This is a genomic window from Nocardioides sp. Soil_C_8 (genome assembly GCF_057656315.1).
The window spans coordinates 1239817-1265882 of the sequence record NZ_JBDGKQ010000001.1; the positions used below are offsets into that span (position 1 = coordinate 1239817).

Consider the following 26066-nt stretch of genomic DNA (forward strand, 5'->3'; position numbering starts at 1 on the left):
GCTCCGAGCGACAATCGTTTCAATGCGGCGCCGCGACCCTCGCGACGACGACTGAGGGGGAGGTGGCAGTCGTGGCGAAGGCCTCCTCGGTCAAGGACGTCGCTGCCCGCGCCCACGTGTCGCTCGGCACCGTCAGCAACGTCCTCAACCGCCCCGAGCGGGTCTCCCCCGCGACCCGCGCCAAGGTCGAGCAGGCGATGCGCGACCTGGGGTTCGTCCGCAACGAGTCCGCACGCCAGCTCCGCGCCGGTCGGAGCCGGACCCTGGCCTACGTCCTGCTCGATGCCCGCAACCCCTTCTTCACCGACGTCGCGCAGGGCGCAGAGCTCGCGGCCGAGTCCGCGGGGCTCTCGCTCTTCCTCTGCCACTCCGACAACCGGGCATCCCGGGAGGGCGACTACCTGGCCCACCTCGTCGAGCAGCGCGTCCAGGGCATCCTGGTCACCCCGGTCGACCCGCACGCGACCGCCCTCGACGACGTACGACGCAACGGCACGCCGCTGGTGATCGTCGACCGCACCCGGGAGGACGACGAGTTCTGCTCGGTGGCCGTCGACGACGTCCTCGGCGGGCGCCTGGCGGTCGAGCACCTCGTCGAGGCCGGGCACACCCGGGTCGCGTTCATCGGCGGCCCGGAGACCATCGGTCAGGTGCGCGACCGCCTGGCGGGCGCGCGCGAGGCGTGGGCAGCGGCGGGCCTGCCCGACGACCAGCTGACCGTCGTCTCGACCGATGGCCTCACCGTCGCCGAGGGACGTTCCGCGGGCGAGCGGGTGATGGGCATCCCGGGCAGCCGACGCCCGACCGCGGCGTTCTGCGTCAACGACCTGCTCGCGCTCGGCCTGCTGCAGCAGCTCAGCATCGCCGGGCTCTCGGTGCCGCGCGACATGGCCATCGTCGGCTACGACGACATCGAGTACGCCGCGGCTGCCGCCGTCCCCCTCACCTCGGTCCGCCAGCCCCGCCAGGAGCTCGGACGGCGCGCCGCGGAGCTGGTGCTCGACGAGGCCGAGGACCCCGACCACCAGCACCAGCAGGTGGTCTTCACCCCCGAGCTCGTCGCCCGGCGCTCGACGCTGGGCTGAGGAGCGCGCCCCTAGCTCGAGGGCACCCGGCGGTTGACGGACTCCACGAGCTCCGAGGCCACGTCGTACAGCTTGCGGTTGGACTGCTGGCTCGTCGCCTTCAGGATCGTGAGTGCCTCGTCCTGGGTGACCTGCCGGCTGGCCATCAGGATCCCCACTGCCGCGCCGATGTGGCGCGAGGACAGGAGGGCCTTCTCGAGCTGGGCGACGTGGTCGCGGCCCAGGGCGCCGTCGGCCTGCAGCTGGGCGATCAGCTCACGATCGAGCAGTGAGTCGGCCTGCATCCGGTCGACCCGGCTCTCCGCCGCGTCCGCACGCTCCTGTGCCATGTCGGCACGGACGTGCGCGGCGTCCGCCCGCGAGGTCAGGTCGTCGATCCGCGCACGGTTGGTGGCCACCTGGGCCACGAGGTCGTCGATCTGGCGCTGGAGGTCGCCGTCTGCGCTGCTCCCCATGGCAGAAGTATGCGGCGATCGAGCCGATTCCGTCAGCAGGGCCGAGCCATCGCCAACGGACCACGCTCGTCGACGTGGACGACGCGCTGAGGCCGGTTGCTGGCGGACGGAGGTCAGGGGGTGGTGCGGCGGCGCTTGGTGACCTGCCCTCGGATGGCGCCGCTGACGAGAGCGACCAGGATCGCGGCGACGACGGCCTGGACGATCAGGATCTGCCACCACACGTCCATGTCGAGGCCCTCGGCGAGGAAGCCGCCGACGAAGGCTCCGAGCAGTCCGAGCGCGAACGTGGTGATCCAGCCGATGGCTTGGCGGCCGGGGATGATGAGGCGCCCGAGGGCGCCGACGACGATGCCGGCGAGGAGTGCGGTGAAGATGCCTGCGGTGCTCACGATGTCTCCTTGTTCCGGCTCCGCACGTGCTCCGCACGGCGCGCGCCGGGTTGGGGGTGGCCTCGAACGACGAGGCCGCGCCCCCAGCGGTGCCCGCAGAAGAGCCCGGTCATACGCCGGGGGTCTGTCGAGGTGCCCTCGGGTGATCGCCCGCACGCGCAGGCGTGTCGCTCCCGGCACCCGGCGTCCTTCGGTAGAACAGCAGGATGGTCCCCGGCTGTGGTGGGTGGAAGCACGTGCGAACGGCGCTGACCGCGCTGGTTGCTGCCGCCCTGCTCACCGGTTGCGTCCCGAGCGAGCCGTCGGCCGCGGACTGGCGGTCCACCGCCCGGCAGACGCTCGAGGACACGATGAGCCAGGTCGAGTCGGTCGCCCTGGTCGTCGACCTCGAGTCCCGCGACCGGATGCCCGGCCGGTCGGCCAGCGTCGCCGCGGTCGAGACCGAGGAGTCGCTCGCCACGACGGAGCAGGCATTCAGCAGCCTGCAGCCCCCGCCCGGCACCGGCCGCCAGGACGCCGAGGTCTCGGGCCTGCTCGTTCGCGCGACGAACCTCGTCCGCGAGTCCCGGATCGCGCTGGTCGCCGACGACGCGTCGGCGTACGACAGCCTGCACGCGAGACTCGAGACGCTGTCCGACGACCTGACGAGCGCTCTGGCGGTCCTGCAGTGAAGCGGCTCTTCGCCGTCGCGCTCGGCATCCTCACCGCCATCGGCGGCTTCGTCGACATCGGCGACCTCGTCACCAACGCCCAGGTCGGCGCGCGCTTCGGCCTCTCGATCGCGCCGGCCGTCGTGGTGGGCGTGGTCGGCATCTGCCTCTACGCCGAGATGTCCGGGCGCGTCGCCGCGGTGAGCGGCCGCGCCACCTTCGACCTCGTCCGCGAGCGGCTCGGGCCGCGGATCGGACTGCTCAACCTGCTCGGCTCGATGGGCGTCACGTTCCTCACCTTCATCGCCGAGATCGGCGGCGTGGCGCTCTCCCTCCAGCTGGTCACCTCCGTCCACGAGCTGCTCTGGGTGCCGTTCGTCGCTCTCGCGGTGTGGCTCCTGCTGTGGCGGGCGAAGTTCAGCGCGATCGAGAACGTCCTGGGGCTGCTCGGCCTGGCACTGGTCGTCTTCGCCGTCGCCCTCTGGCAGCTCGGCCCCGACTGGGGCTCGCTCGTCCACCAGGCGGTGACGGTCGACAAGCCGGAGAGCGAGTCCTGGACCACCTGGTCCTACTACGCCGTGGCGCTGTTCGGGGCCGCCATGACGCCCTACGAGGTCTTCTTCTTCTCCTCCGGCGGCGTCGAGGAGCGGTGGACCGTCAAGGACCTCGCGACCATGCGGGCCAACGTGTTCATCGGCTTCCCGCTGGGCGGCGCGCTGTCGCTCGCCATCGCCGGGTGCGCCGCGGTGGTCCTCCAGCCCGACGGGATCATGGTCGACACGCTGGGGCAGACGGCGCTGCCCGTCGCCGAGGCGCTGGGCAAGATCGGCGTCGCCGTCGCCGTCCTGGGCTTCGTCGCCGCGACCTTCGGCGCCGCGTGCGAGACCGGGCTGTCCGTCGGCTACTCGCTGGCGCAGTACGTCGGCGTGCAGTGGGGCAAGTACGTCCGTCCCGGGGCGGCCGTCGCCTTCCACACCGTCCTGGTCATGTGCACCCTCGCGGCCGCCGGCGTGCTGCTGACCGGCGTGGACCCGATCAAGGTCACCGAGGTGTCGGTGGTGTTCTCCGCGGTGGCCCTGCCGCTGACGTACTTCCCGATCCTGGTGATCGCCAACGACCCGGACTACCTCGGCGCCCACGTCAACAGCCGCTTCACCAACCTGCTCGGGACCGTCTACCTGGTGCTCATCCTGGTCGCAGCGGTCGCCGCGATCCCGCTCATGGTCGTCACGGGGATGGGCCAGTGAGCGCCGTGGCGCCGGGCGGCCGGTTCGAGCACGGGCTCGACCTCGCGCTGCACCTCCTCGACCGCCAGGTGCAGGACGCCGAGGGGGCACTCGTGGGCAAGGTGGACGATGTCGAGCTCACCCGCGAGGACGACGGCACCCTGGTCGTCTCCGGCCTGCTGCTCGGCGCGAACGCGCTGCTGCCCCGGCTCTGGCGGCGCGGCCACGAGCTGTACGTCGCCGCGGCCCCGCAGCGCCCCGGCCGCCACGTCCCGGACCGAATCGACCTCGCGCTGGTCGAGCGGCTCGACAGCGGCGTACGCCTCCGCACGCGACGTGCCGGTGCGGCACCGCCCGCTCCCGCGCTGGCCCCCGGCCGGGTGCGCCTGGCCCTGCTCCTGGGTGGGCACGTCACCCACGAGGGCGCGTCCGCCGGCCGGGTCATCGACGTCCGCGCTCGCCCCGTGGCCGGGCAAGGTCTCGTGGTGCACGAGCTCGTCGTCGGCCGCGGCGGTCCGGGCTCGATGCTCGGCTACGACCGCACGAAGGGAATGGGGCCCTGGGCCGTCGCCGCCCTCGTCCGGTGGTGGCATCGCGGGTCGTGGGTCGTCGCCGTCGACCAGTGCGCCATCGACTGGACGGACGGCACCGTCGCCGCCCGCGGCCCCCGGCGCCTCCTCGCCGACGAGCGCGAGCACGACCCGTCGAGCGGCCCCGGCCGCCGGGTCCAACCGGGCGACGACAGCTGACTCCCGTCCTGGTCGGTCACGTGCCGGGGTGGCCGGCGAGCGTGACGCTGGGCTGGTTCCCGTAGGCGCTGCGGTACTGGGCGGCGAAACGACCGGGGTTGGCGAAGCCCCAGCGGTTGGCGACGGTGCTGACGGTGGTGTCGTCGCGGTCGGCCGACTGGAGGTCGGCGTGGGCGCGTTCCAGTCGCACACGCCGCAGGAAGGCCATCGGGGTCGTGTCGAGGTGGCGGCGGAACGCGAGCTGGACGGCGCGAGGGGTGACGAAGGCGGCGCCGGCGATGTCGGCGACGGTCAGGTCGACGTCGGGGTTGGACTCGATGAACGCGACGGCGCGGCGGACGGTGGCGGGATGGGCGTCGTGGCGGTCCCCGAGGGTGGGATCGAGAAGCGCGTTGTTGGGAAAGGTGGTCAGTGCGGTCGCAGCCAGCATCCTCGCCGTCAGCCCGGCGACCAGGGGGGTCAGGCCGGGTCGCGTCGCCACGCGCTGGGCGTACTCGAACGCCGCCTGCCACAGCTGCGCGGCCTCGGCCGAGACCGGCGCGTCGCCGGTGAGGGCCACCGAGTGGTGGTCGGCGGACTGTGCGACAGCGGCGAAGGTGGCGGGATCGATCACCACCGTGTCGAAGTCGCAGTCGCGGACGACGGTCATCCAGATGCAGCCGGCGTCGACGGCGACGCACACGTCACCGGCGCGCCACAGGTTGTGGCGGTGACCGATCCGGGAGCCGAGCCGGCCCTCGGGCACGCCGTTGGCGCTGCTCGCGCCGGCGGGCTCCGGCGGCTCGATCTCGAGCCAGTAGAGCTGGTCGAGGAACGCTGCGGCCTCGCTGCGCTCGGTCCTCTGGACCGACAGCTGGGTCATCTCGTCACAATCCGCCTTCCCACGTCACGAGGGTGGTGCGGCGGTGACCGTTCAAGACGACGCGCGCTGTGGCGCCGCCCCCGGGCGAGTCCGACTACAGCCCCGGTTTGGCCGCCACCGAGCGGGCCCGACCACCCTGCCTCGTGCCGCGGACACCTCCTTTGTACGCCTGTCGTCGCCCGAGCGGTAGGGCCGACCGCCGGTCACCTCGTCCGCTGCGGGTGATCCGGGACGGGTGCCGGCGCACCTAGCGTCGCCGGCGGAGGGAGAGTGATCACGTGATCAGGGTTCTCGATGACATGCCCGCCGGCGTCCTCGGCCTCGAGGCGATCGACGACGTCGAGGAGGAGGACTACGAGGAGGTCCTGGTGCCGGCCGTCGAGGCGGCGATCGCCGAGCACGGCAAGGTGCGCCTCCTCTACGTCCTCGGCCCGGACTTCGACGAGTACGAGGGAGAGGCGGTGTGGGAGGACCTCAAGCTCGGTGCCCGCCACCCGTCGTCCTTCGAGCGGATCGCGGTCGTCTCGGACGCACGCTGGGTGGGGCCGGCCATGAAGGTCTTCAGCATCCTGCTCCCGGGACAGGCCCGCGCCTTCCCGCTCGCGGAGCGGGAGGCGGCAACGCGCTGGGCGGCGACCAGGGACTGACGCCCCGTACCCAGCGGGGTGTGGTCCGCGTCCGGCCACAGGAGTACGACGGAGGGACCCGTCTCGGAGGTCCTCATGTCGCTGCGTGTGCTCATCGGTCCGATCGCCCTGTCCCTCGCGGTGGCCGCCCTCTCCCCGCCCCTCGCGGCCGGGGCGAACGCCGAGCGCGCGGTCCCCCGCGGCGCCAAGAGCACGTGGACCGAGGCCGACAAGGCGGGGTTCGGGACGGCACGCACGCGGCGGAGCAACGTGTGGTTCACGCTGCAGGACGGCCGGGTCAGCGAGGTGTTCTACCCCGACCTGTCGACGCCGAGCACCCGCAGCCTCGAGCTCGTGGTGACCGACGGACGCACGTTCACCGACCGCGAGACCGAGGACGTCGACGTGGTGACGACGCGTCCCGACGAGCGCAGCCTGCGCTTCGAGCAGGTCGGCACCGCGACCTCCGGCCGCTACCGGATCACCAAGACCTACGTCACCGACCCGCGCCGCGACGCCCTCGTCGTACGCATCCGCCTGGAGTCGCTCGACGGCGGCCGCTACCGGTTGTACGCCGTCCACGACCCGGCGCTGGCCAACTCGGGCATGGACGACCGCGGCCGTGCGACGCGGACGGCGCTCGTCGCCACCGACGCGAAGGAGCGCGTCGCGTCCGCCCTCGTCTCGCGGCCCCGCCTCGGAAGGAGCACCACCGGGCTGCTCGGACGCGACGACGGGTGGACCGACCTCGAGGACGACCAGCGCCTCGACGAGGGTGGGCGCGAAGCCGGGCCGGGCAACATCGTGCAGACCGGTCGGGTCTCCGGCGTGACGGGGCTCGCCGGTGAGCAGGACGCGACGCTGGTGCTCGGCTTCGGGCGCGACGGCCACGAGGCGCAGCGAACCGCCCGGGCCGGCCTACGCGAGGGGGCGACCCGCACGGCCGCGCGCTACGACCGCGGCTGGCACCGCTACCTGCGCTCGCTCCGGGAGGTGCCGGACAGCGCGGCGACCGTCCGCCGCGCCTACCTCGCCTCAGCCCTCGTGCTGGCCGCCGCGGAGGACAAGCTCAACCCGGGCGCGCTGGTGGCTTCGCCCTCCGCACCGTGGGTCTGGGGCGACGAGGTCGAGGACCTCTCCTCCCCGTCGGGCGCCTACCACCTCGTGTGGTCGCGCGACTCCTACCAGTTCGGCACCGCGCTGTGGGCGATGGGCGACAAGGCCGCCGCGCGCCGCTCGGTCGACTGGCTGTTCGGCGTGCAGCAGCTGCCCGACGGGTCGTTCCCGCAGAACTCCGACGTCGAGGGGACACCGGTCTGGTCGGAGCTCCAGCTCGACGAGGTGGCGCTGCCGATCGTGCTGGCCCGGCTGGTCGGCCGCGACGGACCCCGCACCTACCGCGGCGTGAAGCGCGCTGCGAACTTCCTCGTGCGCTTCCGCGACGAGGAGACCGGCCGGCGGGCGCCGTACTCACCCCAGGAGCGGTGGGAGAACCAGTCCGGCTACTCCCCGAACTCGATCGCCACACAGGTCGCCGGGCTGGTCTGCGCCGCCGACATCGCGCGCAGGAACGGCGACCGGGCGTCCGCGCGCCGCTGGCTGCGGCTGGCCGACCGGTGGCAGTCGAAGGTGAAGCAGTGGACCCGCACCACCACCGGCCCGCTCAGCGACAGCCCCTACTTCCTGCGGATCACCAAGGACGGGCGCCCCGACCGCGGCACGGAGTACGGCATCGGCGACGGTGGACCGTCCGCGGTCGACCAGCGGCGCGTCGTCGATCCCAGCTTCCTCGACCTGGTCCGCCTGGGGCTCGAGGAGCCGGACGACCGCGACGTGCTGTCCACGCTGTCGGTGGTGGACGAGGACCTGCGCGTCGAGACGCCCAACGGGCCGTTCTGGCACCGCTTCAGCTTCGACGGCTACGGCGAGACCCGCGACGGCGGGCAGTGGGACATCACCGAGGACGACACCGGCACGACGCTCGGCCGCGCCTGGCCGCTGCTGACCGGGGAGCGCGGTGAGTACGCCGTCACCGCCGGCCAGGACGCGACGCCGTACCTCGCCGCCATGGCAGCGGCCGCAGGGACGAGCGACATGATCTCCGAGCAGGTCTGGGACGGTCGCCCGCCCACGGGCGAGGCCTGCTGCGCCGCGGGCGAGGGGACCCGTGCCGCGACACCGCTCACGTGGTCGCACGCCGGGCTGGTCCGGCTGGCCTGGACGTTGGAGCGTGGCACCCCGGTCGACCAGCAGGCGGTGGTGGCCCGGCGCTACGTGCGCTGAGAGCAGGTTCTGGAGCGCCGTCCGACCGAGGTGCTAGCGCACCTCGCAGTCGACACCGCCGCTGCAGGCCCGCAGCGAGTGGTCGTCGACCACGGCACCACTGGCGTCGTACGTGACCACGCGGGCCAGTGCGCCCGGCACGCTCGCCCACAGGATGCTCGACCCCGGCGCCATCGAGTGGTCCACCGTTCCGTCGACGACCTCGCCGGCCGTGTTGACGAACTCGACCCGGGTGACCGAGTCGTCGGGCAGCCCGGCCACCGCCAGCGAGGGCGCGTCCTCGGCCCCGGCGTTGCCGGCGAAGACCTCCAGGCCCGTGCCCGGATCGAGGAAGTCGTCGGTGCCGAACCCCCACTCGTAGTGCCACTGGCCGTCCTCCCTGCGGATGACTGCCGGCGCGCAGTCGGCGCCCTGGAACGACACGCACGCGAGCTCGAGCGTGCCGTTGACCACCGCGATCCCCATGTCCGTCGAGCCGACCGGCTGCCCGTCCGCAGTGCCGGCGTCCGCCTCGATCGCCAGGACGGCGTCGTACAGCCAGCCGGGGAAGGCATCGCGGTCGTACATCGTCACGCCCGTGTAGCTCGGGACGCCGGTGGGGAACGCCTCGCCCTCCACCTCGAAGTCGTCGCCCGGCATCTCCATCCCGTCCACTGCCGAGGCAGGCTCCGGGATGGTGACCTGCCACACCGAGACCCGCTCGGCCCCCGGCACGTCGCGGAGCACCCGTTTCTGCAGCTTGCTGAGACCGGTCGGACGTGTGGCGATGTCCCGTGCGACGGTGTCGTCGGCCCTGCTGCCGCCGCCGAGTCCCGGCACGAGCAGGGTCGCGGACCCTCCCACCACGACGGCTGCGACGCCAGCGGCGAGCGCTGTCCGCGTACGCCGGCGCCGGGTGCCGCGCCTCTTCGCCTCGGCCAGGCGCCGGGGATCCAGGCTCGCCGGTGCCTGTCCCGCCAGCTCCTCGGTGAAGCGTTCCAGGGTGATCTCGTTCATCGGTACATCTCCTCGTCGACGGGCGCGTCCGCGCAGACGCGCAGCTTGCCGAGGGCGCGCGCCAGGGTGCTCTTGACCGTGCCGGGCGCGATGCCGAGCTCACGCGCGACGCTCGCCTCGGACAGGTCGTAGTAGTGGCGCAGCACGACCACTCGTCGTTCCCGATCGGTCAGCTTCGCCAGGAGCCGGACGATCTGGTCACGGTCGTCGGGCCCGGGGTCGTCCTCACCGGGGTCGGCGTGGGCCAGGGCGCCGCCCCCGACCTCGGTGAACCGGCGTCGTCGGATGCGGTCCACGTTGAGGTTGACCAGGACCCGCCGGCAGTAGGCGAGCGCGTCGCCGCCCCGGACCGTGCGCCACTTGGCGTACGTGCGCTCCAGCGCCGTCTGGGCGAGGTCCTCGGCCAGGTGGTGGTCGCCGGTGAGCAGGTACGCCGAACGGTGGAGCCTCGGCCAGGCTGCGTGCGCGAACTCGTCGAACTCCAGGCTCGGCCCGGCCATCGGCGCCCCCATTCCACTCGTGTGCTCGGTCTTGCCCGTACAGACGCACCGTGGACCAGATCGGTTCTGCCGCGCGGTCAGCCGGGGTCGCTGCCCGATCCGAGCAGGGCACGTGTCAGCGCGGCCGAGTCGGACTGCAGCTCGGCCGTGGCGGCTGCGAGGTCGTCGTCGCCGGGCTCACGACCGTCCATGGCGGCGATCAGCACCGTCCGCCGCACCAGCTCCTTGGCGTACGACGCCGTGGTGCCGGCTGCGTCGCGCGCCGCCCGGGCCACCGCCGAGGGACTGAGGTCGACGTGCGCGCCGTAGAGCTCGATCAGCGCACGCCGCGCCGCCTCGTGCGGGAGCGGGACCTCCACTGCCAGGTCGACGCGTCCCGGCCGCTGGGCGAGGGCCTTCTCCAGCGCCTCGGCGCGGTTGGTGGTGAGGAGGAAGACGACGTCCGCGTCCGGGTCGAGCCCGTCCATCGCGTCCAACAGGCTGAAGAGCAAGGGCGAGGGGCCCCCTCCGTAGTGGAGGTCCCGGTCCTCGGCGATCAGGTCGCAGTCCTCGATCACCACGATCGCGGGCTGGTGCGCGCGGGCGATCTGGGCGGCTGCGCTCACGTGCGCCATCTCGGCCCCGCTCAGCAGCACCACCGTGGCCTGGGGAGTCGCTCCGACGAGGTGGCGCACGGTGTGCGTCTTGCCGGTGCCGGGCGGACCGTAGAGCAGGACGCCGCGCTTGAGGTGCTGACCCTTGTCGCGCAGCTGGTCGCGGTGCTCGGCGAGCCCGACGACGTGGGCGCGCACCTGCTCCAGCGTGCCTTCCGGCAGCACGACGTGGTCGGCCGGGAGGTCCGGCCGGCGGTGGAAGACCAGGCCGGACATGGAGCGTTCGTAGGGGTTGCCGCTGAAGCTGATCACCTGGCGCCACAGGACGCTGTGCCGCATGGCCTCCTCGCGCAGCTCGGCGAGCATCGCGGCGGCGGCGTCGGTCCTCGTGGCGAGCACCTCGAGGCGCGACTGCGAGCCGTACTGGGGATTGCCGACGCGCTGCAGGACGACGAGGGGCGACCCGTCCTGGTGGAAGAGGTGCAGCCCGAACGCCACGGTCGCCCGCTCGGTGTCGGGCCCCGTGGGCACGTTGAGGCGATCGACCTGACCGCTGCTGAAGCGGCCCCACTCGGCCTGCGACATCAGGTCGCCCAGCGAGCTGTGGTGGCGCTGGTCGCCGCCGCCCACCCCGAGCAGCCTCGAACCGGGGTCGCGTGCAGCGATCGTCTCGAGGGCGATGTCGGTGTCGGCCCAGCGATGCACGGAGATGGGCTCCACCACGACCGGCAGCTCGTCGGCCCTGACGCCGAGGTGGGCGTCCAGGACCGGCATCAGGTCCTCACCCCGCCGGTGGGGCGGCGCATCGTCCTGCACCAGCTGCCTCACCAGCCGCTTCAACGCCTCGCGCAGCTCGTCGTCCTGGCCGTCTGTCTCGATCTCCCCCTGAGCCATGGTCCGAACCTAGTGGCTGGCGCGTTCACCCGTGGGACGTCAGTGGTCGCCGCGGGCTCCCGGGCGGGCGACCACGACCGCAGCCGCGTCCTGGCCCTCCTCCACAGCGCGCCTCAGGTTGCGACCCTGCGCCAGCACGGCGGCCAGCGTCCCCACGAAGGCGTCGCCGGCGCCGGTCGTGTCGACGACGCGGTCGACCGTCGGCGCAGCCAGGCGGGCATTTCCCTCCACGCCGCTGATCGACGCTCCCTCGCCACCGCGCGTGACCACGACCGACCGGCAGCCGTGGCGCCGGCGTACGGCGTCGGTCAGGTCGCACCCGTCCGCGCCGTCCGTGTCGGAACCCTCGCAGGCCTCGAGCGCCTCGTGCTGGTTGACCACCAGGGGGTCAGCCACCTCGAGCGTCGCCGGCGCGAGGGGCAGCCACGGCCCGTTGTTGACCACCACCCGGATCCCCCGGGCGTACGCCGCAGCGGCAGCGGCGTCGACCACGGGTGCGCCGACCTCCGACTGCAGCAGGACGACGTCCGGGGAGGGGACGCCCCGGTCGGACAGCCGCGCGACGACACGACGTACGTCGAGGCGGCTGTTGGCACCGGGATCGACCACGATCGCGTTCTCGCCGGACGGGGCGACCATCACGAACGCCGTCCCGGTCGGCCGGTCGCGGCAGGTCTCCACGCCGGACACGTCCACCCCGGCGGCGACCAGCGCGTGGACCTGGTGGGCGCCTTCGGTGTCGTCGCCCACGGCTCCCAGCAGTCTCGTCGCCGCCCCGGCGCGAGCTGCTGCCACCGCCTGGTTGGCGCCCTTGCCGCCGGACGACCTCACGACGCCCTCCGCGAGCAGGGTCACCCCCGGCACGGGGAACCCGGCCACGTGGACCACCACGTCGGCGTTGATCGAGCCGACGACGACCACCGAGCCCATCGCACCTCCTCGCGCTCATTGTGCTGCAGGACGTTGGAGGAGCCGAGCCTGGCGGTATCCGGAGCGCCAGCCGGCTCAGCCACGCCACGGATCCCTCCGCCTGGCAGCCGGGCGGGACCGGTTGCCGACGAGCACGGTCGCGGTCGCGATGACCGCGAGCAGCCAGAAGAGCAGCGCAGGCTCGTGTGCCAGCAGCCACGGGGTCACCAGCGCGAAGAGCGCAGCCACCGCCCGCGCTCCGGCGATGGTCGCCCCCTGGAAGGTGGCACGTGAGGCGGGCGCAACGGTTTCCTGCGCCCAGACCTTGTAGAGCCCCTCACCGACGTAGGGGTAGGCCAGGGCGTAGAGCAGCAGGGCGGCGACCGTCAGGCCGAGGGCCTGCCCCACCGTCAGCGCCAGGAGCACCTGCGACAGCACGAGCCCGGCACCTGCGACCGGGTAGAGCCGTCGCCGCACCGAGCCGCCCGCCACAGCGGTGAAGAGCACGGTGCCGACGAGCCCGACGAGGGTCGCCCCGAACGCGATGGCCGTCGCCATTTCCTGCGTGGCACCACCGACGACCACGAGCAGGTAGGTGCGGAAGCTGCCGAACGTGTTGGCGACCAGCGTGTAGAGCCCGTAGAAGACCGCGATCGCAACGAGAGCCCGGACTGCTCCGCGGGCCTCGGGTGCGCGTCTGTCGACCGGTGGCGTCACGCGTACGGCAGACGGTCCCGGCAGCATCCCGCGCCGCGCGGCCAGCGCGGCGAGCGCGGCGAGGGCCAAGGCTGCGAAGACGCCTCGCATGCCTTCGAGACCCAGCGGTGACACCACGAAGGCCGCCGCGCTGGCCACGACGATGCCCACGGTCCACAGGACGTGGGTCGCCGCGACAGCTCGGGCGAGCAGGTCCGACGGGACCCGCTCGGCCACGAGCGCGATGGACGCGGGCAGGTCGGCGCCCGACCCCAGGCCGAGGACGGCGACGCCGACGACGAGGCCCTCGAAGCTGCCAGCCAGCGCGACGGTCGCAGCGCCGACGGCGTACAGCCCGACAGTGACGGCAAAGACCCGGCTGCGACCGACCCGGTCGGCAAGGAAGCCCCCAGTCAGCGCGCCGGCGGCGATGGCGAGGGTGAGCGCGGCGCTGACGACGCCCACCTCGAACGCGTCGAGCCCGAGCTCGGTGCGCCACAGGGGCAGGGCCGAGCCGACGGAGATGATCGCCGCGCTGTCGAGCAGGGACGCCGAACCGGCGACCAGCACCAGCCGCGGGACGGTCCTCACAAGGGGGTCACGGCCCGTCGGCGCCGGAGGTGGAGGCGCGTACGACGAGCTCCGGGGCGAGCTCGAGCTGCCGGACGACCGGCCGCTCCTCCTCCGCGAAGCCGGGCGACATCTCGGCCAGGAGCATCTCGGCGACGGCAACGCCGAGGCCCTCCTGCGGCGTGCGGACGGTGGTGAGCGGGACCGCGCCGAGGCGCGCGAACTCGATGTCGTCGTAACCCACCACGGCCACCTCGTCAGGGATCGACATCGCGCCACGGAGGCCCGAGCAGAGGCCGAGCGCGACCAGGTCGTTGACGCAGAAGATCCCGTCGGGACGGTTGGCGGACGGGCGCCGGAGCAGCTGCTCGGCCGCCGCCTCGCCACCGGCCACCGAGCGCGCCGGGCAGGAGAGCACCTCCAGCGTGGCGTCAGGTTTCTCGGCGACCGTCTCCATGGCTCCCTGGAACCGCTCTGCGACCTGGTGCAGGTCGAGCGTGTCGGCGACGAAAGCCAAGCGCCGACGACCGGTCGCGAGCAAATGCTCGGCAGCCAGCCGTCCACCCTGCCGGTGGTCGACCGAGACCGACGGCTGCTCGGGGTCGCTGGCCCGCTGGGCGCTCAGCACGCTGGGCAGGCCCGCCCTGCGCAGCCGGGCCAGGTCGGGCTCCAGGTCTGTGACCGGTGTGACCACCAGGCCGGCGATGCGTTGGCGCTCGAACAGGTCGAGGTAGGCCCGCTCGCGTGCGGGGTCACCGCCGTCCACGGCGGACAGCAGGTGCATGCGCGCCTCCGCCAGACGGTCGCCCATCGCAGTGGTGATCGCCGGCGTCCGGGCGCTGGCGAGCTCGAAGGACAGGTAGCCGACGACCGTGCTGCGACCCCGCCGGAGGCTGCGCGCAGCGTCGTTGGGCGAGAAGCCCAGCGTGTCGACCGCCGACGCCACGCGGGCGCGGGTGGCAGCGGTCATCCGGCCGGGATGGTTGAAGAAGTTCGACACCGTCGTGACCGACACGCCGGCCAGCGCCGCGACGTCTCGGATGGTGATGGGACCTCGGGCGTCGGACATGGCCCGCACATCGTACGGTCGCGGATCCGGCCGCACTCGACATCGGTCGTGCCGGACGGCGACGAGGTGCCTGCACCCCGCCGCCGCCCGGCGTCGTACGCCCACTGCTAGCGGCGTCGGACCACCTTGACCTTGACCGTCCCGCGACTGCCGGCGGTCTCGTCGTCGCCGAGGTAGATCGCGACGACCTCGTGCTTGCCCGCCTTCAGGCGAGGCAGGCGGGTGACCGCGCGACCCGAGTCGTCGAGGCCGACCCGCTTCACGAGGCGGCCGTCGACGCGGATCCTGACCTTGCCGGCGACGGTGCCGCTGGTCGAGCGGACGACGACCTTGGCCCGCGGCCTGGTCGTGGGCAGGACCCTGGCGGGCCTGACCTTCACCTTCACGGTGCTCGTGCCCAGTACTGCCGGCGGAGCTGCCGGAGGCGCGGCGGGCGGAGCGGCGGGCGGAGCGGCGGGCGGAGCGGCCGGGGTGGGCGCGACGGTCACGTCGATCGCGCCACCGGCGGCCGAGAAGGTGACGTATCCGTCAGCGAAGGTCGCGTTGCGCGCCAGCGAGGTGCCGGCCCAGACCTTCTCGCCGTTGACGGTCACCGTCGAGCTGCGGGTCGCCGGGACCGAGACGGTGCCGCTGGTGCCCTGCGGCGAGGTCGCCTCGAGGCTGAAGGTGCCCGCGGACTTGTCAGAGGTCCAGGAGACATCGATCCTCCCGGTCTCGGTCGGCACCGCGCCCTTGCTCCACGGCAGGTCGCCCGGGTGTGGCTTGAGCGCCCAGGTGGAGTAGCCGGGGCCGACCGGCCTGATGCCCAGCACCGACTCGGTGAGCTGGACCGTCGGCGATGCCGCCCAGCCGTGCGCGAGGCTCGCGGTGGTCCGGTTCACGCCGCCGTCGGTGTTCTTGAACTCCCAGAAGGCGCCGGTGTAGAGCGGGTTGGCCGGGTCGATCATGGTGCCCCAGGTGCGGCGCATGAGGTCGAACGCTCCGGCGGTGTCGTTGACGGCCAGGCGACCGCCAGTCTCCATGCCGATGCCGAAGGGCTCGATCGTGTGGCCCGTCGGGTCGACGAGACCCTCGCCCATGATGGCGCCGTAAGGGTTCCAGTTGACCTTGAGCGCCTCGAGGACCCGGTGCTCCTGGCCCTGGGGGACGAAGCCGTACTGCAGGGCGAGGCCGTTGACGTCACCGGCGATCAGGTCGGGCTTGAGGTCGCTCTGGCCGAAGACGCCCAGACGCTGGTTCCACAGCGTGCTGGTGACAGCCGCCTTGATCTTGTCGGCGGTGGCGTCGTAGTCCGCGGCCCTGGTCGCCGAGCCGATCTCGCGCTCGTACCAGGCCATCTCGCGCAGCAGGATGTAGTAGTCGATGCTGAACTTGGTGACGTAACCGGGCATGTACGACTGGAAGTAGTCCCGGTCACCGCGGGTGTAGTTCGGGTCGCTCGGGTCCGACGGGTTTCGAGGCGCGATCAGCCACTTCTCCTTGTCGAGGAAGGCGTCGTTGTAGGCCACCGCCTCCCGCACGTCCTCCAGGGTCTGGCGCGCGTACTCCTCGTCCCCGGAGTAGCGGTAGTAGTCGATGATCGACCGGGCGCCGTAGCCGGAGTAGTTCACCGAGTAGTAGATCGGCGCGCCCTGACCGACCGCGTAGGGAGCGTTGGGCCCCGAGCTGGGGTTGGTGTTGGCGCGACCCTTGTTGAAGTCGGGCGAGCCGGGCAGGTGGCCGTCGGCTCGCTGCTCGCGGATGAGCTCCTCGAGCGACGACTTGACGTACTGCTCGCCCACGTCGCCCAGGGTGGCCATCGCCGTCGGACCCTGGATGATCAGGTCACCGGTCCAGATGCTGCCGTCGCGCTTCGCACCGTCGTAGATGCGGCCGTCAGGCAGTCCCCGCAGGCCGGGGAGCTTGAGGTTGGTCTGCAGCGTGTAGGCGCCGGCGTACCAGAGGCGGTTGAGCTCGTCGTCGCTCGTCTCGAACCAGCCCTTGTAGTCCTTCGCGGTGGCCCGGTAGGCCTGGAAGTCCACGCCGATGTCGCGGAGCGAGATGGTGCCGGGGGTGTGCAGCGTCAGCATCACGAACCGGAAGCCCGGGTGCGCACCAGCCTCGACCCGACCGGGGCCGGTCGGGCTCAGGTAGTCGTTGCCGCCCACGAGGGACTGGCCGGGGTTCTCGTCCGATGCCGGACCGAGCGCGGCGCTCGTCACCGGTGTGCCGGGTACTGCCGGGTTGCCGCCCGACGCCGGGACCGGGCCCGTGACGGCCGTGTCGAGGGGCCTGTCCAGGGTGATAGTGCCGGCACCCTGTCCCGAGGGCGCGTCCGGCCGGTACGCCGGGGGGTTGGGCAGGAAGGTCGAGACGATCCTGTCCTGCGCGCTGGCACCGCTGCCGATGGTGATCGTGCTGCCGACCTCGAGCCCGGCGGTCGACGCGACGGGGATGACGGTCGCGCCGGCGGGGGCGTCGGCGGTGACCGCGGTCGAGGCAGCACGACGCAGGAAGGACCGCGCCTCGCCCGTCACGACCTGGATGGTGGGGAGCGGCCCGCCGGGCTCCGCAGGCTCGGTCTTCACGACGTCCATGAAGGGGACGCCGCTCATCTCCTTGCCGAAGTCGAGGATGATCGAGGCCGGCGTCTCGTTCTCCTTGCTGGTCATGGTGACGGAGCCGTTGCGCTCGACGACGGCGGCCGGACGGACGACGTCCCCGCGCGGGTCGGCGTACGCCACCGGGTAGACCTGAGGCGAGTCCGGCCCGAGGACGTAGCGCGCCCACGACGGGTCCGAGACCGCGGCGTCGGCGCTGGCTCCAGCCCCCGTGGCTCCGGTCGTGAGCGAGAGCCCCCCGGCCACCATCAGGGCCGAGGTGGCCAGGGAGGCGAGGCGCAACCGACGCCTTCGCGATGAGTCCTTCGACATGATCGTTTCTCCATTGTTTGACCGATACACCAAGGCGCCGTCCAGCGAGGGCGGCCTGCCGGTTGCAGCTGGGCCAGGTGACGCCCGTCACGCTATGCAGGCGCTTGAAACGTTGCAAGTGGGTAAGTCCGGCCAATTCTGGCGGTGCTCTCTTACCCGTTGACACGGCCGCGCGAGCTGAGGTGCACTTCCCGACATGCCATTGCCGATCGATGAGCCATTTATCGTTTCACCTCCGGTTGGCGTGGCTCAGGAACCCCAGCCGGAGGACACGTGGAGCCGGCGCGACCTCGCCATCCTCGACATGCTTGCCCGAAACGCCCCTCGCACCGACGTCGCTGCACGACTGGGGTGCTCCACCTCCACGGTCGACCGACGCCTCGCCATGCTCCGGCACAAGCTCGGCGTCGCCACGACCACCCAGGTGATCGTCGCGGCCGTGCGACGTGGACTCATCTGAACGACTCGAGCCCGACTGCGGGTGACCTATACCGGCTCGAGCCCCACGCCGGTCAACCCCTCGAGGTGCTGCACCACCCTCTGCTGGAAGTCGACGTCGCGCGTCGCAGGGTGCGGCTCGCGGGGTGCGCGGTGGTACCAGTAGCCCGCAGTGCGCGGGTCGATCTCCCGCTCGGGTGCACTCGCGAGCCAGACCTGGGTGCGGTGCCCCTCGGCGAGGTCGTCGGGTGCGCCGGCGCCGCCCATCCGGGTGGGCACCCACCCGGGGTCCACGGCGTGCCACAGCGTCTCCGGCCGGAGCCGGGCGAACGCCATCCAGAGCGTGGTGACCCACAGCTTGCTGTCGGAGTAGCTCCCACCCCGGCGCAGGTCGGTCGTGCCGGAGCGGTGCATGCCACTGCTCAGCACGACCGACCTCGCGGGCGGCTGCATCACCACTGTCAGGGCGTACGGCGCGACGACGTTGACCGCGGTTGCGAGCGAGCGGTCCATCGTCCCCGCGTTGTGCACCACCGCGTCGAACCGGCCGAAACCGTCGAGCTCCCGCGCCAGCTCGACCGTCGCGTCGAGCTCGGAGAGGTCGCCGTACGCCGTGCCGGCGACCCGGTCGAGCACGCCCGGGTCCTCGACGCGGTCGGCACTCCGGGCGTGCAGGACGACGTCGTGCCCGTCGCCGAGCAGCGCCGCGACGGTCGCGAGGCCGAGGCCGGTCGACGCACCGGTGACGAGGACGAGGCTCATCCCAGCAGTCTTGCGCGAGCCGGCAACCTGCTGCCGGCTCAGCTCTCGGTCGTCGCGTACCCCGTCGATCGCACCGGGCGTGCGGGGACCCCGGCCACGATGGTGTCGGGCGCCACGTCCTTGGTCACGACGGCTCCTGCGCCCACGATGGCGCCGTCACCGATGGTCACCCCGGGAACGACGGTGACGGACGCGCCGAGCCACGCCTTGCGGCCGATGACGATCGGGGCCGGTCGCATGTCGGCGCGGCGGTCGGGGTCGATGCTGTGGTCCAGGGTGGTCAGGGTGCTGCCGTGCCCGATCAGGGTCCCGTCGCCGATCGTGATGCCGCCGGTGTCCTGGAAGCGGCAACCGAGGTTGATGAACACGTTCCTCCCCAGGTGCAGGTTCTTGCCGAACTCGGTGTGGAAGGGCGGGAAGACGGTGACGGACTCGTCGACCCTCCGTCCGGTGAGCCGGCTGAGGAGGTCGCGCACATGCTCGGGGGTCCGGTGGGCCGAGTTCAGCTCGACCGTGATCCGGAAGGCTTCCTGCGCGGCGTCGTGCATGAACCTGTGGTGCTCGGAGCCGCCCTCGATCAGGTTGCCTCCGTCGACGTGCGCCAGGAACTGCCTCAGGTCCATGCCGCTCACGGGAGCAGGAGCACCTTGGTGGCGGTGCGCTGGTCCATCGCGGCGTAGCCCTCGGCGGCCTTGTCGAGGGGGAGGGTGAGGTCGAAGACCTTGCCGGGGTCGATCTTCCGGTCCCAGATGAGCTGGACCAGCTCGGGGAGGAACCGTCGTACGGGTGCGGGGCCGCCGTGGATGTGGACGCCTGCCATGAAGAGCTCGTCGCCCGGGATGGCGACGTCGTGGGAGACGCCGACGAAGCCGACGTGCCCGCCGGGACGGGTCGAGTGGATGGCCTGCATCATCGCCTCCTGGGTGCCGACGGCCTCGATGACCGAGTGGGCGCCGAGCCCGTCGGTGAGCTCCTTGACCTTCGCGACACCGTCCTCGCCGCGCTCCTCGACGATGTCGGTGGCGCCGAACTCGCGGGCCAGCGCCTGACGGTCGGCGTGGCGGCTGAAGGCGATGATGCGCTCGGCACCGAGCTGCTTCGCGGCCAGGATGCCGAGCAGCCCCACGGCGCCGTCGCCCACCACGGCGACGGTCTTGCCGGGGCCCGCCTCGGCGGCGACGGCCGCGAACCAGCCGGTGCCGAGGACGTCGGAGGCCGCCATGAGCGAGGGGATGAGGTCGGCGTCGGGCATGCCCGGCGTGGCGACCAGGGTGCCGTCGGCCAGCGGGACACGGGCCAGCTCGGACTGGGTGCCGATGGTGCCCATGAGGACGCGGTGCGTGCAGTAGGCCTGGTAGCCGGCCTCGCAGATCTCGCACGTGTTGTCGGACGCCCAGAAGGACCCCACGACGAAGTCGCCGACCTTCACGGTGCGGACCTCGTCGCCCACCTGCTCGACCACACCGACGTACTCGTGGCCCATCACCTGGTGCTCGACCGGCTCGGCGCCGCGGTAGGGCCACAGGTCGCTGCCGCAGATGCAGGTGGCGGACAGCCGGATGATGGCGTCGGTGGGCTCGATGATGGTGGGGTCCTCGCGGTCCTCGACGCGTACGTCCCCGGGTGCGTGCATGACTACCTGGCGCATGGCGCTGGGCTCCTTCTTCGTGGTCTTCTTCGTGGCATCTGGGAGGCGGCTCCTGCCGCCTCACCCCGAGTGAACCCGCTGCCCGGGGCAGGTGGGAGTCCCTGTCGAGGGGTGCACTGACAGGGCACCCCTCGTGGCTACGAGCGGCCACCGGAGCGGCCTACCCTCGATGTCGTGGACAACCGAGACGACGTGCGCGAGTTCCTCACCACCCGGCGTGCGCGCATCACCCCCGACCAGGTCGGGCTCGCCACCACGGGCAGCCGGCGCGTGCCCGGGCTGCGGCGCAGCGAGGTCGCGACGCTGGCCGGCCTGAGCGTGGAGTACTACGCCCGGCTCGAGCGGGGCCAGATCGCCGGCGCGTCCTCGAGCGTCCTGGAGGCACTGTCGACCGCGCTGCAGCTCGACGAGACCGAACGCGCCCACCTGTACGACCTCGCCCGCGCCGCGGACGGCATCCCGACCAGCGGCCGGCGGCGACGTCGTACCCCCACCAGGGCGGCGTCACGGCTCAGCCTGCAGTGGGCGCTCGAGGCCATCACCGACGGCGTCGCCTTCGTCCGCGATCCGCACCAGAACCTGCTGGCGACCAACACCCTGGGGCGCGCCTTCTACTCCCCCGTCATCGGCTCCGACGAGCAGGCGCGAGGTCGTACGCCGAACCTGGCGCGCTTCCAGTTCCTCGACCCGGCCTCTCGCGACTTCTACCCCGACTGGGAGCTGTTCGCCGAGATGTGCGTGGGCATCATGCGCGCCGAGGCCGGACGAGACCCGCACGACCGCGGGCTGCAGGACCTCGTCGGCGAGCTGTCCACCCGCAGCGAGACCTTCCGCCGGCTCTGGGCGGCCCACGACGTCCGCACACACGGCGCCGGCACGAAGCGGTTCGACCACCCCGTGGTGGGCGAGCTCACCCTGGTCTACGAGGAGCTCGCCATCACCGCCGAACCCGGGCTCGTCCTGCTCGTCTACACCGCCGAACCCGGTTCGCCGTCCGCCGAACGTCTCCGGCTGCTCGCCTCCTGGGCCGCATCCGAGCAGGCGTCGGGGCAGGCAGCCGTCCCCACCGACCATTCGTAGGAGAACCGCGATGAAGCTCACCCCCAGCTCCACCCGCAGCGGCACCGCCACCGCCGCGGGACCCGCCGACTGGTTCACCGGCGACGTCTACATCGACGGGATCCGCAACCCCGACGACCAGTCCGCCGTCGGCTGCGCCCACGTCCGCTTCACCCCCGGTGCCCGCACCGCCTGGCACCACCACCCCAAGGGCCAGACGCTCTACGTCACCGACGGCATCGGCTACGTCGCGACACGTGACGGCGGGGTCCGGGAGATCCGGCCCGGCGACGTCGTCTACATCGAGCCCGACGAGGAGCACTGGCACGGCGCGACCGCCGACCGCTTCATGGCCCACGTCGCGATCCAGGAGGCCGATGAGAGGGGCGAGGTCGTGACCTGGCTCGAGCACGTCACCGACGAGGAGTACTCCGCCTGACGGATGCCCGGACGCAGAAGACTCCCCCGTGGTCTCGGGTCCACGGGGGAGTCGGAGCCGCCTGTCGGAATCGAACCGACGACCTAATCATTACGAGTGATTCGCTCTACCGACTGAGCTAAGGCGGCGTGGCCTGCCGAGCGTGCTCGGTGGACCGCGGGCGAGTATACGGAGGCGGCTGGCCGGGACTGAAATCACGGTCCACCGGCTAGGTTCGGAGCGACCGCACATTCCTCATCTCAGGAGGCACGATGCCCACTCGCACCGCACGCACGGCCTGGAACGGCGGACTCCAGGACGGCTCCGGCCAGGTCGAGCTGACCAGCTCGAAGGTCGGCACGTACGACGTCAGCTTCCCCAAGCGCGCCGCGGAGGACGCGGGCGGGACGACGAGCCCCGAGGAGCTCGTCGCCGCGGCCCACTCGTCCTGCTACGCCATGCAGCTGTCGAACCTGGTCGCCGAGGCGGGTGGCACGCCGCAGGCCCTCGAGGTGACGGCCGACGTGACCCTCGGCGAGGACAAGGAGGCCGGTGGCTTCAAGCTCACCGGCATCAAGCTCACCGTGCGCGGTGAGGTCGACGGGCTCGACGACGCAGGCTTCAAGGAGGCCGCCGAGAAGGCCAAGGTCGGGTGCCCGATCAGCAAGGCACTCGCCGCGGTCGACATCACGCTCGACGCCGCGCTCGAGGGCTGAACCACCCACGTTGGTCGAGGAGGTCGAGCAGCGACCGTCACGAGACCCGGTCTCGTGACGGGACTCCGTCCCTCCTCGACCAGCGGGGCCAGGTGTCAGCAGGAGGTGCCGTCGGCGGGCACGTCGCCGTCGAGGAGGTAGTCCTCGACGAGGGTGTCGATGCACTCGTTGCCGGCGTTGTAGGCCGTGTGGCCGTCGCCGTCGCGCTCGACGAGCACCCCGGAGTCGAGCTGGGCGGAGAGGGCCTGCGCCCACTTGAGCGGCGTTGCGGGGTCGCGGCTCGTGCCGAGCACCACGATCGGCGCGGCGCCCTCGCCGCGGATCGTCAGCGGCTCCTCGCTGGAGGTCACGTCGACGCCGCGGCACCCGGTCATCCCCCAGGCGAAGACCCGGCCGAAGGTGGGCGAGGCCTCCTCGAACTCGGGGAACAGCGACGGCACCTCGGCGAACGGCACCGACGTCGGGTCGTCGAGGCAGTTGATCGAGTAGTTGGCCTCCACCGAGTTGTCGGCGTAGCTGCCGTCGGGGTTGCGCGAGGCGTAGGCGTCGGCCAGCGACATCAACGCCGAGCCCTTGCCGTCCAGCGCGGAGGCGAGCGCGGTGCTGAGCAGGAACCAGTAGTCGCGGTTGTAGAGCGGGGTGATGACGCCGTAGAAGGCGTTGCCGATCGTCAGCTCGCGGTCGCCGGCGGGCAGCGGCTCCTCCTCGATCGAGTCGAGCAGTCCGGTGATCGTGGCCAGGCCCTCGTCGACGGTGTCGCCGAGGAAGCAGCTGTCGGTGGTGTCGAGGCAGTTCTGCACGTAGGCCCGCAGCGCGGTCTCGAACCCGGTGGCCTGCTCGAGCGCGAGCGACTTGGCGTCCAGGGAGACGTCGACGGCGCCGTCGAGGACGAAGCGGCCGACCTTGTCGGGGAACAGCTCGGCGTAGGTGGCGCCGAGCTCGGTGCCGTAGGAGGCGCCGAAGTAGCTGAGCTGCTCCTCCCCCAGCGCCGACCGCAGCACGTCCATGTCGCGGGAGGCCTCGATGGTCGTCACGTGGCCGACGACCGGCCCCGAGCCGGCCACGCACTTGTCGCCGAACGACATCACCGACGAGCGGTAGTCGGCCAGCTCGCCTGCCGTGTCGGGGGTCGGGTCGCCGGCGAGGTAGGCGTCGAGCTCGGCGTCGCTGAGGCAGTCGACCGGGGCCGAGGCGCCGACGCCGCGGGGGTCGAAGCCGACGATGTCGAAGCCGTCGAGCAGCGGCTCGCGGAACACCTGCCCGCCCGCGGCGGCGTACGTCGTGCCGCGGGCGCCAGGGCCGCCGGGGTTCACCACCAGGGAGCCCACGCGTGCGCCCTTGGCCGGGACCCGGAGCAGCGCCAGGTCGATCGTCTCCCCCTGCGGGTCGGCGTAGTCGACCGGCACGGTGAGGAAGCCGCAGTCATGGTCCTCGTCGCTCTCGCAGGGCTGCCAGTCGATGCGCTGGGAGTAGAGGTCGGCGAGCTCCGGGGACGGCGCCTCGGTGACCGTGGCCGGTGGCGGTGTCGTCGGCGAGGGCGTCGGCTCGGCGGCCGGGGAGGAGTCGGGGGTGGCGCCCTGGATCGCGAGCCCGACCGCCACGAAGGCGGTGAGGGCGAGCGCAAGGACGGCGACGATCGCGACCGCCTTCTTCATCAGCGTCCTCCGGGCAGTCGCAGCGCGACCGTCATCGACTCCAGTGCCAGCTGGGGCGGCACGTTGAACTCCAGCATCTGCTCACGGGCGGTGAAGATCGCGTCGATCATCCGCAGCAGCTCCTCGGGCGAGGCGGCCCGCGCGACGACCGCGACGTCGCCGCGCAGCTCCTCGTTGACGAGCAGCCCGGGCGCGCCGACGGACAGCGCGATCGCGTCGCGGTAGACCGACACGAGGTCCATCAGCGCCCGGTCGATCACGTCGAGCACGCGCCGCTTGGCCTTCTGCTTCTGCAGCTTCTCCAGCCCGGCGAGCGCTGCGCGGTAGGACCGGCTCGTGGTGTCCTTGCGCTCGCTGCCGAAGATCGCCTGCAGCTCCTGCAGCTCGCGGCGCTCCGCGTCGGCCGTGATCGCCTCGGTCTCCTCCTTGGCGAGCTCGGCGAGGTTGGTCGCCGCGGTCATGCAGGAGCCCAGGGACGTCAGGCGGGCGGGGATGCTGATCACCTCGCGGCGGCGGGTGCGGGTCTCCTCGTCGAGGGCCAGCGCGCGGGCGCGCCCGATGTGACCCTGGCTGGCGCGCGCGGCGAATCCGGCCATCGTCTCGGAGATGCCGTCGTTGCCGGTCAGGAAGGCCGCCACGTCACGCGTGCCGGGGGTCGCGAGCGTCAGGGTACGGCAGCGGGAGCGGATCGTCGGGAGGACGTCCTGGACGGTCGGCGCGCACAGCAGCCACACCGTCTTGGGCGTCGGCTCCTCGATCGCCTTGAGGAGCGCGTTGCCGGTGCGCGGGTTCTCCGGGGTGCCGAGCCGGTCGGCGTCCTCGATCACCACGATCTGCCAGCGCCCGATCGCGGGGAACTTCGCCGCGGACTGCACGAGGTCGCGCATGTCGTCGACGTAGAGCACGGAGGTCTCCGACTTCACCCAGGTGATGTCGGGGTGGGAGCCGCTGGTGCCGAGCCGGCACGCCTCGCACTCCCCGCAGCCGGTCTGCCGCTCGCACTGCAATGCCGCGGCGAAGGCGCGCGCGACGTTGGACCGGCCGGATCCCGGCGGCCCGGTGAACAGCCAGGCGTGGGTCATGCCGACGCCCGCGGCGGCGTGCTGGAGGACCTCGATGGTCGGGCGCTGGCCGACGAGGTCGGACCACACGGTGCGCGTGGCGGTCGTCATCGGCCCTCCAGCAGCGGCTCGAGGCGCTGCTGGATCGCCGCGGCGATCTCCTCGATCGGCGCCCGCGCGTCCAGCACGACGTAGTGGTCGGGGTCGGCGGCGGCGAGGCCGAGGAAGCCCTGCCGCACGCGCTGGTGGAACTCCAGCGACTGCCCCTCGATCCGGTCGCGGCCGGTGAACCGGTCGAGCCCGGCCTGCGGCTCGAGGTCGAGGACGACGGTGAGGTGCGGGCGGAGGTCACCGGTGGCCCAGCGGGCGACGGCCTCGACCTCGGCGACGTCGAGGGTGCGGCCGGCGCCCTGGTATGCCAGCGTGGAGTCGACGTAGCGGTCGGTAATCACGACCTCGCCGCGGGCGAGGGCGGGCAGGACCACGTGGTCGACGTGCTCGGCCTTGTCGGCGGCGTAGAGCAGGGCCTCCGTGCGGTCGGACAGGTCACCGGTCGCCGGGTCGAGGACGATGCGCCGCAGCTCCTTGCCGACGGAGGTGTCGCCGGGCTCGAAGGTGAGCAGGACCGTCTCGCCGCGCTCGACGAGCCAGTCGCGCAGCAGGCGCGACTGGGTGGACTTGCCGGCCCCCTCGCCGCCCTCGAAGCACACGAAGAGCCCGGTCTCCGAAAACACTCCGCTGCTCATCCGGGGTCCCCGCGGTGTTGTCCGGGGGAGCGCAGCGGAGGAGGGGAACTTCGTGGGGTGGTCCTCACGAGCACACCCTACGGGCGGGGTGGGACA

General features: G+C 72.4%; 26 protein-coding genes and 1 tRNA gene. 10 read left to right on the top strand and 17 right to left on the bottom strand.

Features of this window, described 5'->3' with window-relative positions; genetic code table 11:
* The first annotated feature begins 71 nt into the window (after positions 1–71).
* Positions 72–1085, top strand: a complete 1014-nt coding sequence (locus AC3A3L_RS06060) for a LacI family DNA-binding transcriptional regulator (RefSeq protein WP_487639113.1) — start codon at positions 72–74, stop codon at positions 1083–1085.
* Positions 1086–1096: 11 nt separating this feature from the next.
* On the opposite strand, the gene AC3A3L_RS06065 is transcribed toward AC3A3L_RS06060, so the two are convergent.
* Together AC3A3L_RS06065 and AC3A3L_RS06070 are read right to left on the bottom strand one after the other, a co-directional pair.
* Positions 1097–1540: an ANTAR domain-containing protein gene (locus tag AC3A3L_RS06065; protein WP_487639114.1), complete on the bottom strand. Its 444-nt coding sequence runs from the start codon at positions 1538–1540 to the stop codon at positions 1097–1099.
* Positions 1541–1653: 113 nt separating this feature from the next.
* Entirely contained in the window at positions 1654–1932 is a 279-nt protein-coding gene (locus tag AC3A3L_RS06070; protein ID WP_487639115.1) for a GlsB/YeaQ/YmgE family stress response membrane protein, read from the bottom strand.
* Positions 1933–2168: 236 nt separating this feature from the next.
* Here AC3A3L_RS06070 and AC3A3L_RS06075 point away from each other — a divergent pair, with 236 nt between their 5' ends.
* Genes AC3A3L_RS06075 through AC3A3L_RS06085 form a run of 3 tightly spaced genes read left to right on the top strand, consistent with a single transcriptional unit; the run spans position 2169 to position 4557 of the window.
* Positions 2169–2603: a hypothetical protein gene (locus AC3A3L_RS06075; protein ID WP_487639116.1), complete on the top strand. Its 435-nt coding sequence runs from the start codon at positions 2169–2171 to the stop codon at positions 2601–2603.
* On the top strand, positions 2600–3829 hold the full coding sequence (locus AC3A3L_RS06080; RefSeq protein ID WP_487639117.1) for an NRAMP family divalent metal transporter: 1230 nt from the start codon (positions 2600–2602) through the stop codon (positions 3827–3829). Before AC3A3L_RS06075 ends, AC3A3L_RS06080 begins: the two co-directional genes overlap by 4 nt.
* A complete protein-coding gene (locus AC3A3L_RS06085; RefSeq protein ID WP_487639118.1) occupies positions 3826–4557 on the top strand; it encodes a hypothetical protein in 732 nt (243 codons plus the stop codon). The genes AC3A3L_RS06080 and AC3A3L_RS06085 overlap by 4 nt, the downstream gene beginning before the upstream one ends.
* A gap of 16 nt (positions 4558–4573) precedes the next feature.
* On the opposite strand, the gene AC3A3L_RS06090 is transcribed toward AC3A3L_RS06085, so the two are convergent.
* On the bottom strand, positions 4574–5419 hold the full coding sequence (locus AC3A3L_RS06090; RefSeq protein WP_487639119.1) for a helix-turn-helix transcriptional regulator: 846 nt from the start codon (positions 5417–5419) through the stop codon (positions 4574–4576).
* A 278-nt stretch (positions 5420–5697) separates the two neighbouring features.
* On the opposite strand from AC3A3L_RS06090, the gene AC3A3L_RS06095 reads away from it, so the two are divergent.
* Complete coding sequence (locus AC3A3L_RS06095; protein WP_487639120.1) at positions 5698–6066, top strand: SpoIIAA family protein; 369 nt, start codon at positions 5698–5700, stop codon at positions 6064–6066.
* Between the two features lie 75 nt (positions 6067–6141).
* Positions 6142–8328 carry a glycoside hydrolase family 15 protein gene (locus AC3A3L_RS06100; protein ID WP_487639121.1) on the top strand — a complete coding sequence of 729 codons (2187 nt, stop codon included), beginning with the start codon at positions 6142–6144 and terminating at the stop codon, positions 8326–8328.
* 33 nt (positions 8329–8361) lie between these two features.
* Here AC3A3L_RS06100 and AC3A3L_RS06105 read toward each other — a convergent pair whose 3' ends face one another.
* From AC3A3L_RS06105 to AC3A3L_RS06135, 7 genes are all read right to left on the bottom strand, one after another.
* Complete coding sequence (locus AC3A3L_RS06105; RefSeq protein WP_487639122.1) at positions 8362–9324, bottom strand: hypothetical protein; 963 nt, start codon at positions 9322–9324, stop codon at positions 8362–8364.
* Entirely contained in the window at positions 9321–9824 is a 504-nt protein-coding gene (locus tag AC3A3L_RS06110) for a SigE family RNA polymerase sigma factor (protein WP_487639123.1), read from the bottom strand. Before AC3A3L_RS06110 ends, AC3A3L_RS06105 begins: the two co-directional genes overlap by 4 nt.
* A gap of 77 nt (positions 9825–9901) precedes the next feature.
* Entirely contained in the window at positions 9902–11311 is a 1410-nt protein-coding gene (locus AC3A3L_RS06115; RefSeq protein ID WP_487639124.1) for an AAA family ATPase, read from the bottom strand.
* 39 nt (positions 11312–11350) lie between these two features.
* Complete coding sequence (locus tag AC3A3L_RS06120; RefSeq protein ID WP_487639125.1) at positions 11351–12241, bottom strand: PfkB family carbohydrate kinase; 891 nt, start codon at positions 12239–12241, stop codon at positions 11351–11353.
* A 75-nt stretch (positions 12242–12316) separates the two neighbouring features.
* Positions 12317–13507, bottom strand: coding sequence for an MFS transporter (locus AC3A3L_RS06125; RefSeq protein ID WP_487639126.1), 1191 nt, complete (start codon positions 13505–13507; stop codon positions 12317–12319).
* Between the two features lie 7 nt (positions 13508–13514).
* Complete coding sequence (locus AC3A3L_RS06130) at positions 13515–14555, bottom strand: LacI family DNA-binding transcriptional regulator (RefSeq protein WP_487639127.1); 1041 nt, start codon at positions 14553–14555, stop codon at positions 13515–13517.
* A gap of 107 nt (positions 14556–14662) precedes the next feature.
* The gene (locus AC3A3L_RS06135) at positions 14663–17467 is read right to left on the bottom strand and encodes an alpha-L-rhamnosidase C-terminal domain-containing protein (protein WP_487639128.1); all 2805 of its coding nucleotides are present in this window, start codon (positions 17465–17467) and stop codon (positions 14663–14665) included.
* 244 nt (positions 17468–17711) lie between these two features.
* On the opposite strand from AC3A3L_RS06135, the gene AC3A3L_RS06140 reads away from it, so the two are divergent.
* Positions 17712–17927, top strand: coding sequence for a LuxR C-terminal-related transcriptional regulator (locus AC3A3L_RS06140; protein ID WP_487639129.1), 216 nt, complete (start codon positions 17712–17714; stop codon positions 17925–17927).
* Positions 17928–17953: 26 nt separating this feature from the next.
* Here AC3A3L_RS06140 and AC3A3L_RS06145 read toward each other — a convergent pair whose 3' ends face one another.
* From AC3A3L_RS06145 to AC3A3L_RS06155, 3 genes are read right to left on the bottom strand one after another with little or no spacing between them, the layout of a single operon-like run.
* The gene (locus AC3A3L_RS06145; protein ID WP_487639130.1) at positions 17954–18667 is read right to left on the bottom strand and encodes an SDR family NAD(P)-dependent oxidoreductase; all 714 of its coding nucleotides are present in this window, start codon (positions 18665–18667) and stop codon (positions 17954–17956) included.
* A gap of 38 nt (positions 18668–18705) precedes the next feature.
* Complete coding sequence (locus AC3A3L_RS06150) at positions 18706–19290, bottom strand: DapH/DapD/GlmU-related protein (protein WP_487639131.1); 585 nt, start codon at positions 19288–19290, stop codon at positions 18706–18708.
* Between the two features lie 5 nt (positions 19291–19295).
* Positions 19296–20315 carry a zinc-dependent alcohol dehydrogenase family protein gene (locus AC3A3L_RS06155; protein ID WP_487639132.1) on the bottom strand — a complete coding sequence of 340 codons (1020 nt, stop codon included), beginning with the start codon at positions 20313–20315 and terminating at the stop codon, positions 19296–19298.
* A gap of 174 nt (positions 20316–20489) precedes the next feature.
* Between AC3A3L_RS06155 and AC3A3L_RS06160 the strand changes: the two genes are divergently transcribed.
* Together AC3A3L_RS06160 and AC3A3L_RS06165 are read left to right on the top strand one after the other, a co-directional pair.
* Positions 20490–21395, top strand: a complete 906-nt coding sequence (locus tag AC3A3L_RS06160) for a helix-turn-helix transcriptional regulator (RefSeq protein ID WP_487639133.1) — start codon at positions 20490–20492, stop codon at positions 21393–21395.
* 10 nt (positions 21396–21405) lie between these two features.
* A complete protein-coding gene (locus tag AC3A3L_RS06165; protein ID WP_487639134.1) occupies positions 21406–21813 on the top strand; it encodes a (R)-mandelonitrile lyase in 408 nt (135 codons plus the stop codon).
* 55 nt (positions 21814–21868) lie between these two features.
* Here the strand turns inward: AC3A3L_RS06165 and AC3A3L_RS06170 are convergent.
* Positions 21869–21941 (bottom strand) — tRNA-Thr (locus AC3A3L_RS06170).
* A gap of 123 nt (positions 21942–22064) precedes the next feature.
* Between AC3A3L_RS06170 and AC3A3L_RS06175 the strand changes: the two genes are divergently transcribed.
* Positions 22065–22508, top strand: coding sequence for an OsmC family protein (locus AC3A3L_RS06175; protein WP_487639135.1), 444 nt, complete (start codon positions 22065–22067; stop codon positions 22506–22508).
* A 95-nt stretch (positions 22509–22603) separates the two neighbouring features.
* On the opposite strand, the gene AC3A3L_RS06180 is transcribed toward AC3A3L_RS06175, so the two are convergent.
* The 3 genes from AC3A3L_RS06180 to tmk are packed head-to-tail and all read right to left on the bottom strand — an operon-like array spanning position 22604 to position 25970.
* Positions 22604–24163 carry an alpha/beta hydrolase gene (locus AC3A3L_RS06180; protein ID WP_487639136.1) on the bottom strand — a complete coding sequence of 520 codons (1560 nt, stop codon included), beginning with the start codon at positions 24161–24163 and terminating at the stop codon, positions 22604–22606.
* The gene (locus AC3A3L_RS06185) at positions 24163–25335 is read right to left on the bottom strand and encodes a DNA polymerase III subunit delta' (RefSeq protein WP_487639137.1); all 1173 of its coding nucleotides are present in this window, start codon (positions 25333–25335) and stop codon (positions 24163–24165) included. The genes AC3A3L_RS06180 and AC3A3L_RS06185 overlap by 1 nt, the downstream gene beginning before the upstream one ends.
* The gene (gene tmk / locus AC3A3L_RS06190; protein WP_487639138.1) at positions 25332–25970 is read right to left on the bottom strand and encodes a dTMP kinase; all 639 of its coding nucleotides are present in this window, start codon (positions 25968–25970) and stop codon (positions 25332–25334) included. Before tmk ends, AC3A3L_RS06185 begins: the two co-directional genes overlap by 4 nt.
* Between the last annotated feature and the right edge of the window lie 96 nt (positions 25971–26066).

What these genes read in the sequence shown, in the direction of transcription:
- AC3A3L_RS06065 (WP_487639114.1), bottom strand. Translation starts at nt 1,540, where the DNA reads ATGGGGAGCAGCGCAGACGGCGACCTCCAGCGCCAGATCGACGACCTC.
- AC3A3L_RS06090 (WP_487639119.1), bottom strand. Translation starts at nt 5,419, where the DNA reads ATGACCCAGCTGTCGGTCCAGAGGACCGAGCGCAGCGAGGCCGCAGCG.
- AC3A3L_RS06100 (WP_487639121.1), top strand. Translation starts at nt 6,142, where the DNA reads ATGTCGCTGCGTGTGCTCATCGGTCCGATCGCCCTGTCCCTCGCGGTG.
- AC3A3L_RS06105 (WP_487639122.1), bottom strand. Translation starts at nt 9,324, where the DNA reads ATGAACGAGATCACCCTGGAACGCTTCACCGAGGAGCTGGCGGGACAG.
- AC3A3L_RS06110 (WP_487639123.1), bottom strand. Translation starts at nt 9,824, where the DNA reads ATGGCCGGGCCGAGCCTGGAGTTCGACGAGTTCGCGCACGCAGCCTGG.
- AC3A3L_RS06115 (WP_487639124.1), bottom strand. Translation starts at nt 11,311, where the DNA reads ATGGCTCAGGGGGAGATCGAGACAGACGGCCAGGACGACGAGCTGCGC.
- AC3A3L_RS06120 (WP_487639125.1), bottom strand. Translation starts at nt 12,241, where the DNA reads ATGGGCTCGGTGGTCGTCGTCGGCTCGATCAACGCCGACGTGGTGGTC.
- AC3A3L_RS06130 (WP_487639127.1), bottom strand. Translation starts at nt 14,555, where the DNA reads ATGTCCGACGCCCGAGGTCCCATCACCATCCGAGACGTCGCGGCGCTG.
- AC3A3L_RS06135 (WP_487639128.1), bottom strand. Translation starts at nt 17,467, where the DNA reads ATGTCGAAGGACTCATCGCGAAGGCGTCGGTTGCGCCTCGCCTCCCTG.
- AC3A3L_RS06145 (WP_487639130.1), bottom strand. Translation starts at nt 18,667, where the DNA reads ATGAGCCTCGTCCTCGTCACCGGTGCGTCGACCGGCCTCGGCCTCGCG.
- AC3A3L_RS06150 (WP_487639131.1), bottom strand. Translation starts at nt 19,290, where the DNA reads ATGGACCTGAGGCAGTTCCTGGCGCACGTCGACGGAGGCAACCTGATC.
- AC3A3L_RS06155 (WP_487639132.1), bottom strand. Translation starts at nt 20,315, where the DNA reads ATGCGCCAGGTAGTCATGCACGCACCCGGGGACGTACGCGTCGAGGAC.
- AC3A3L_RS06165 (WP_487639134.1), top strand. Translation starts at nt 21,406, where the DNA reads ATGAAGCTCACCCCCAGCTCCACCCGCAGCGGCACCGCCACCGCCGCG.
- AC3A3L_RS06175 (WP_487639135.1), top strand. Translation starts at nt 22,065, where the DNA reads ATGCCCACTCGCACCGCACGCACGGCCTGGAACGGCGGACTCCAGGAC.
- AC3A3L_RS06180 (WP_487639136.1), bottom strand. Translation starts at nt 24,163, where the DNA reads ATGAAGAAGGCGGTCGCGATCGTCGCCGTCCTTGCGCTCGCCCTCACC.
- AC3A3L_RS06185 (WP_487639137.1), bottom strand. Translation starts at nt 25,335, where the DNA reads ATGACGACCGCCACGCGCACCGTGTGGTCCGACCTCGTCGGCCAGCGC.
- tmk (WP_487639138.1), bottom strand. Translation starts at nt 25,970, where the DNA reads ATGAGCAGCGGAGTGTTTTCGGAGACCGGGCTCTTCGTGTGCTTCGAG.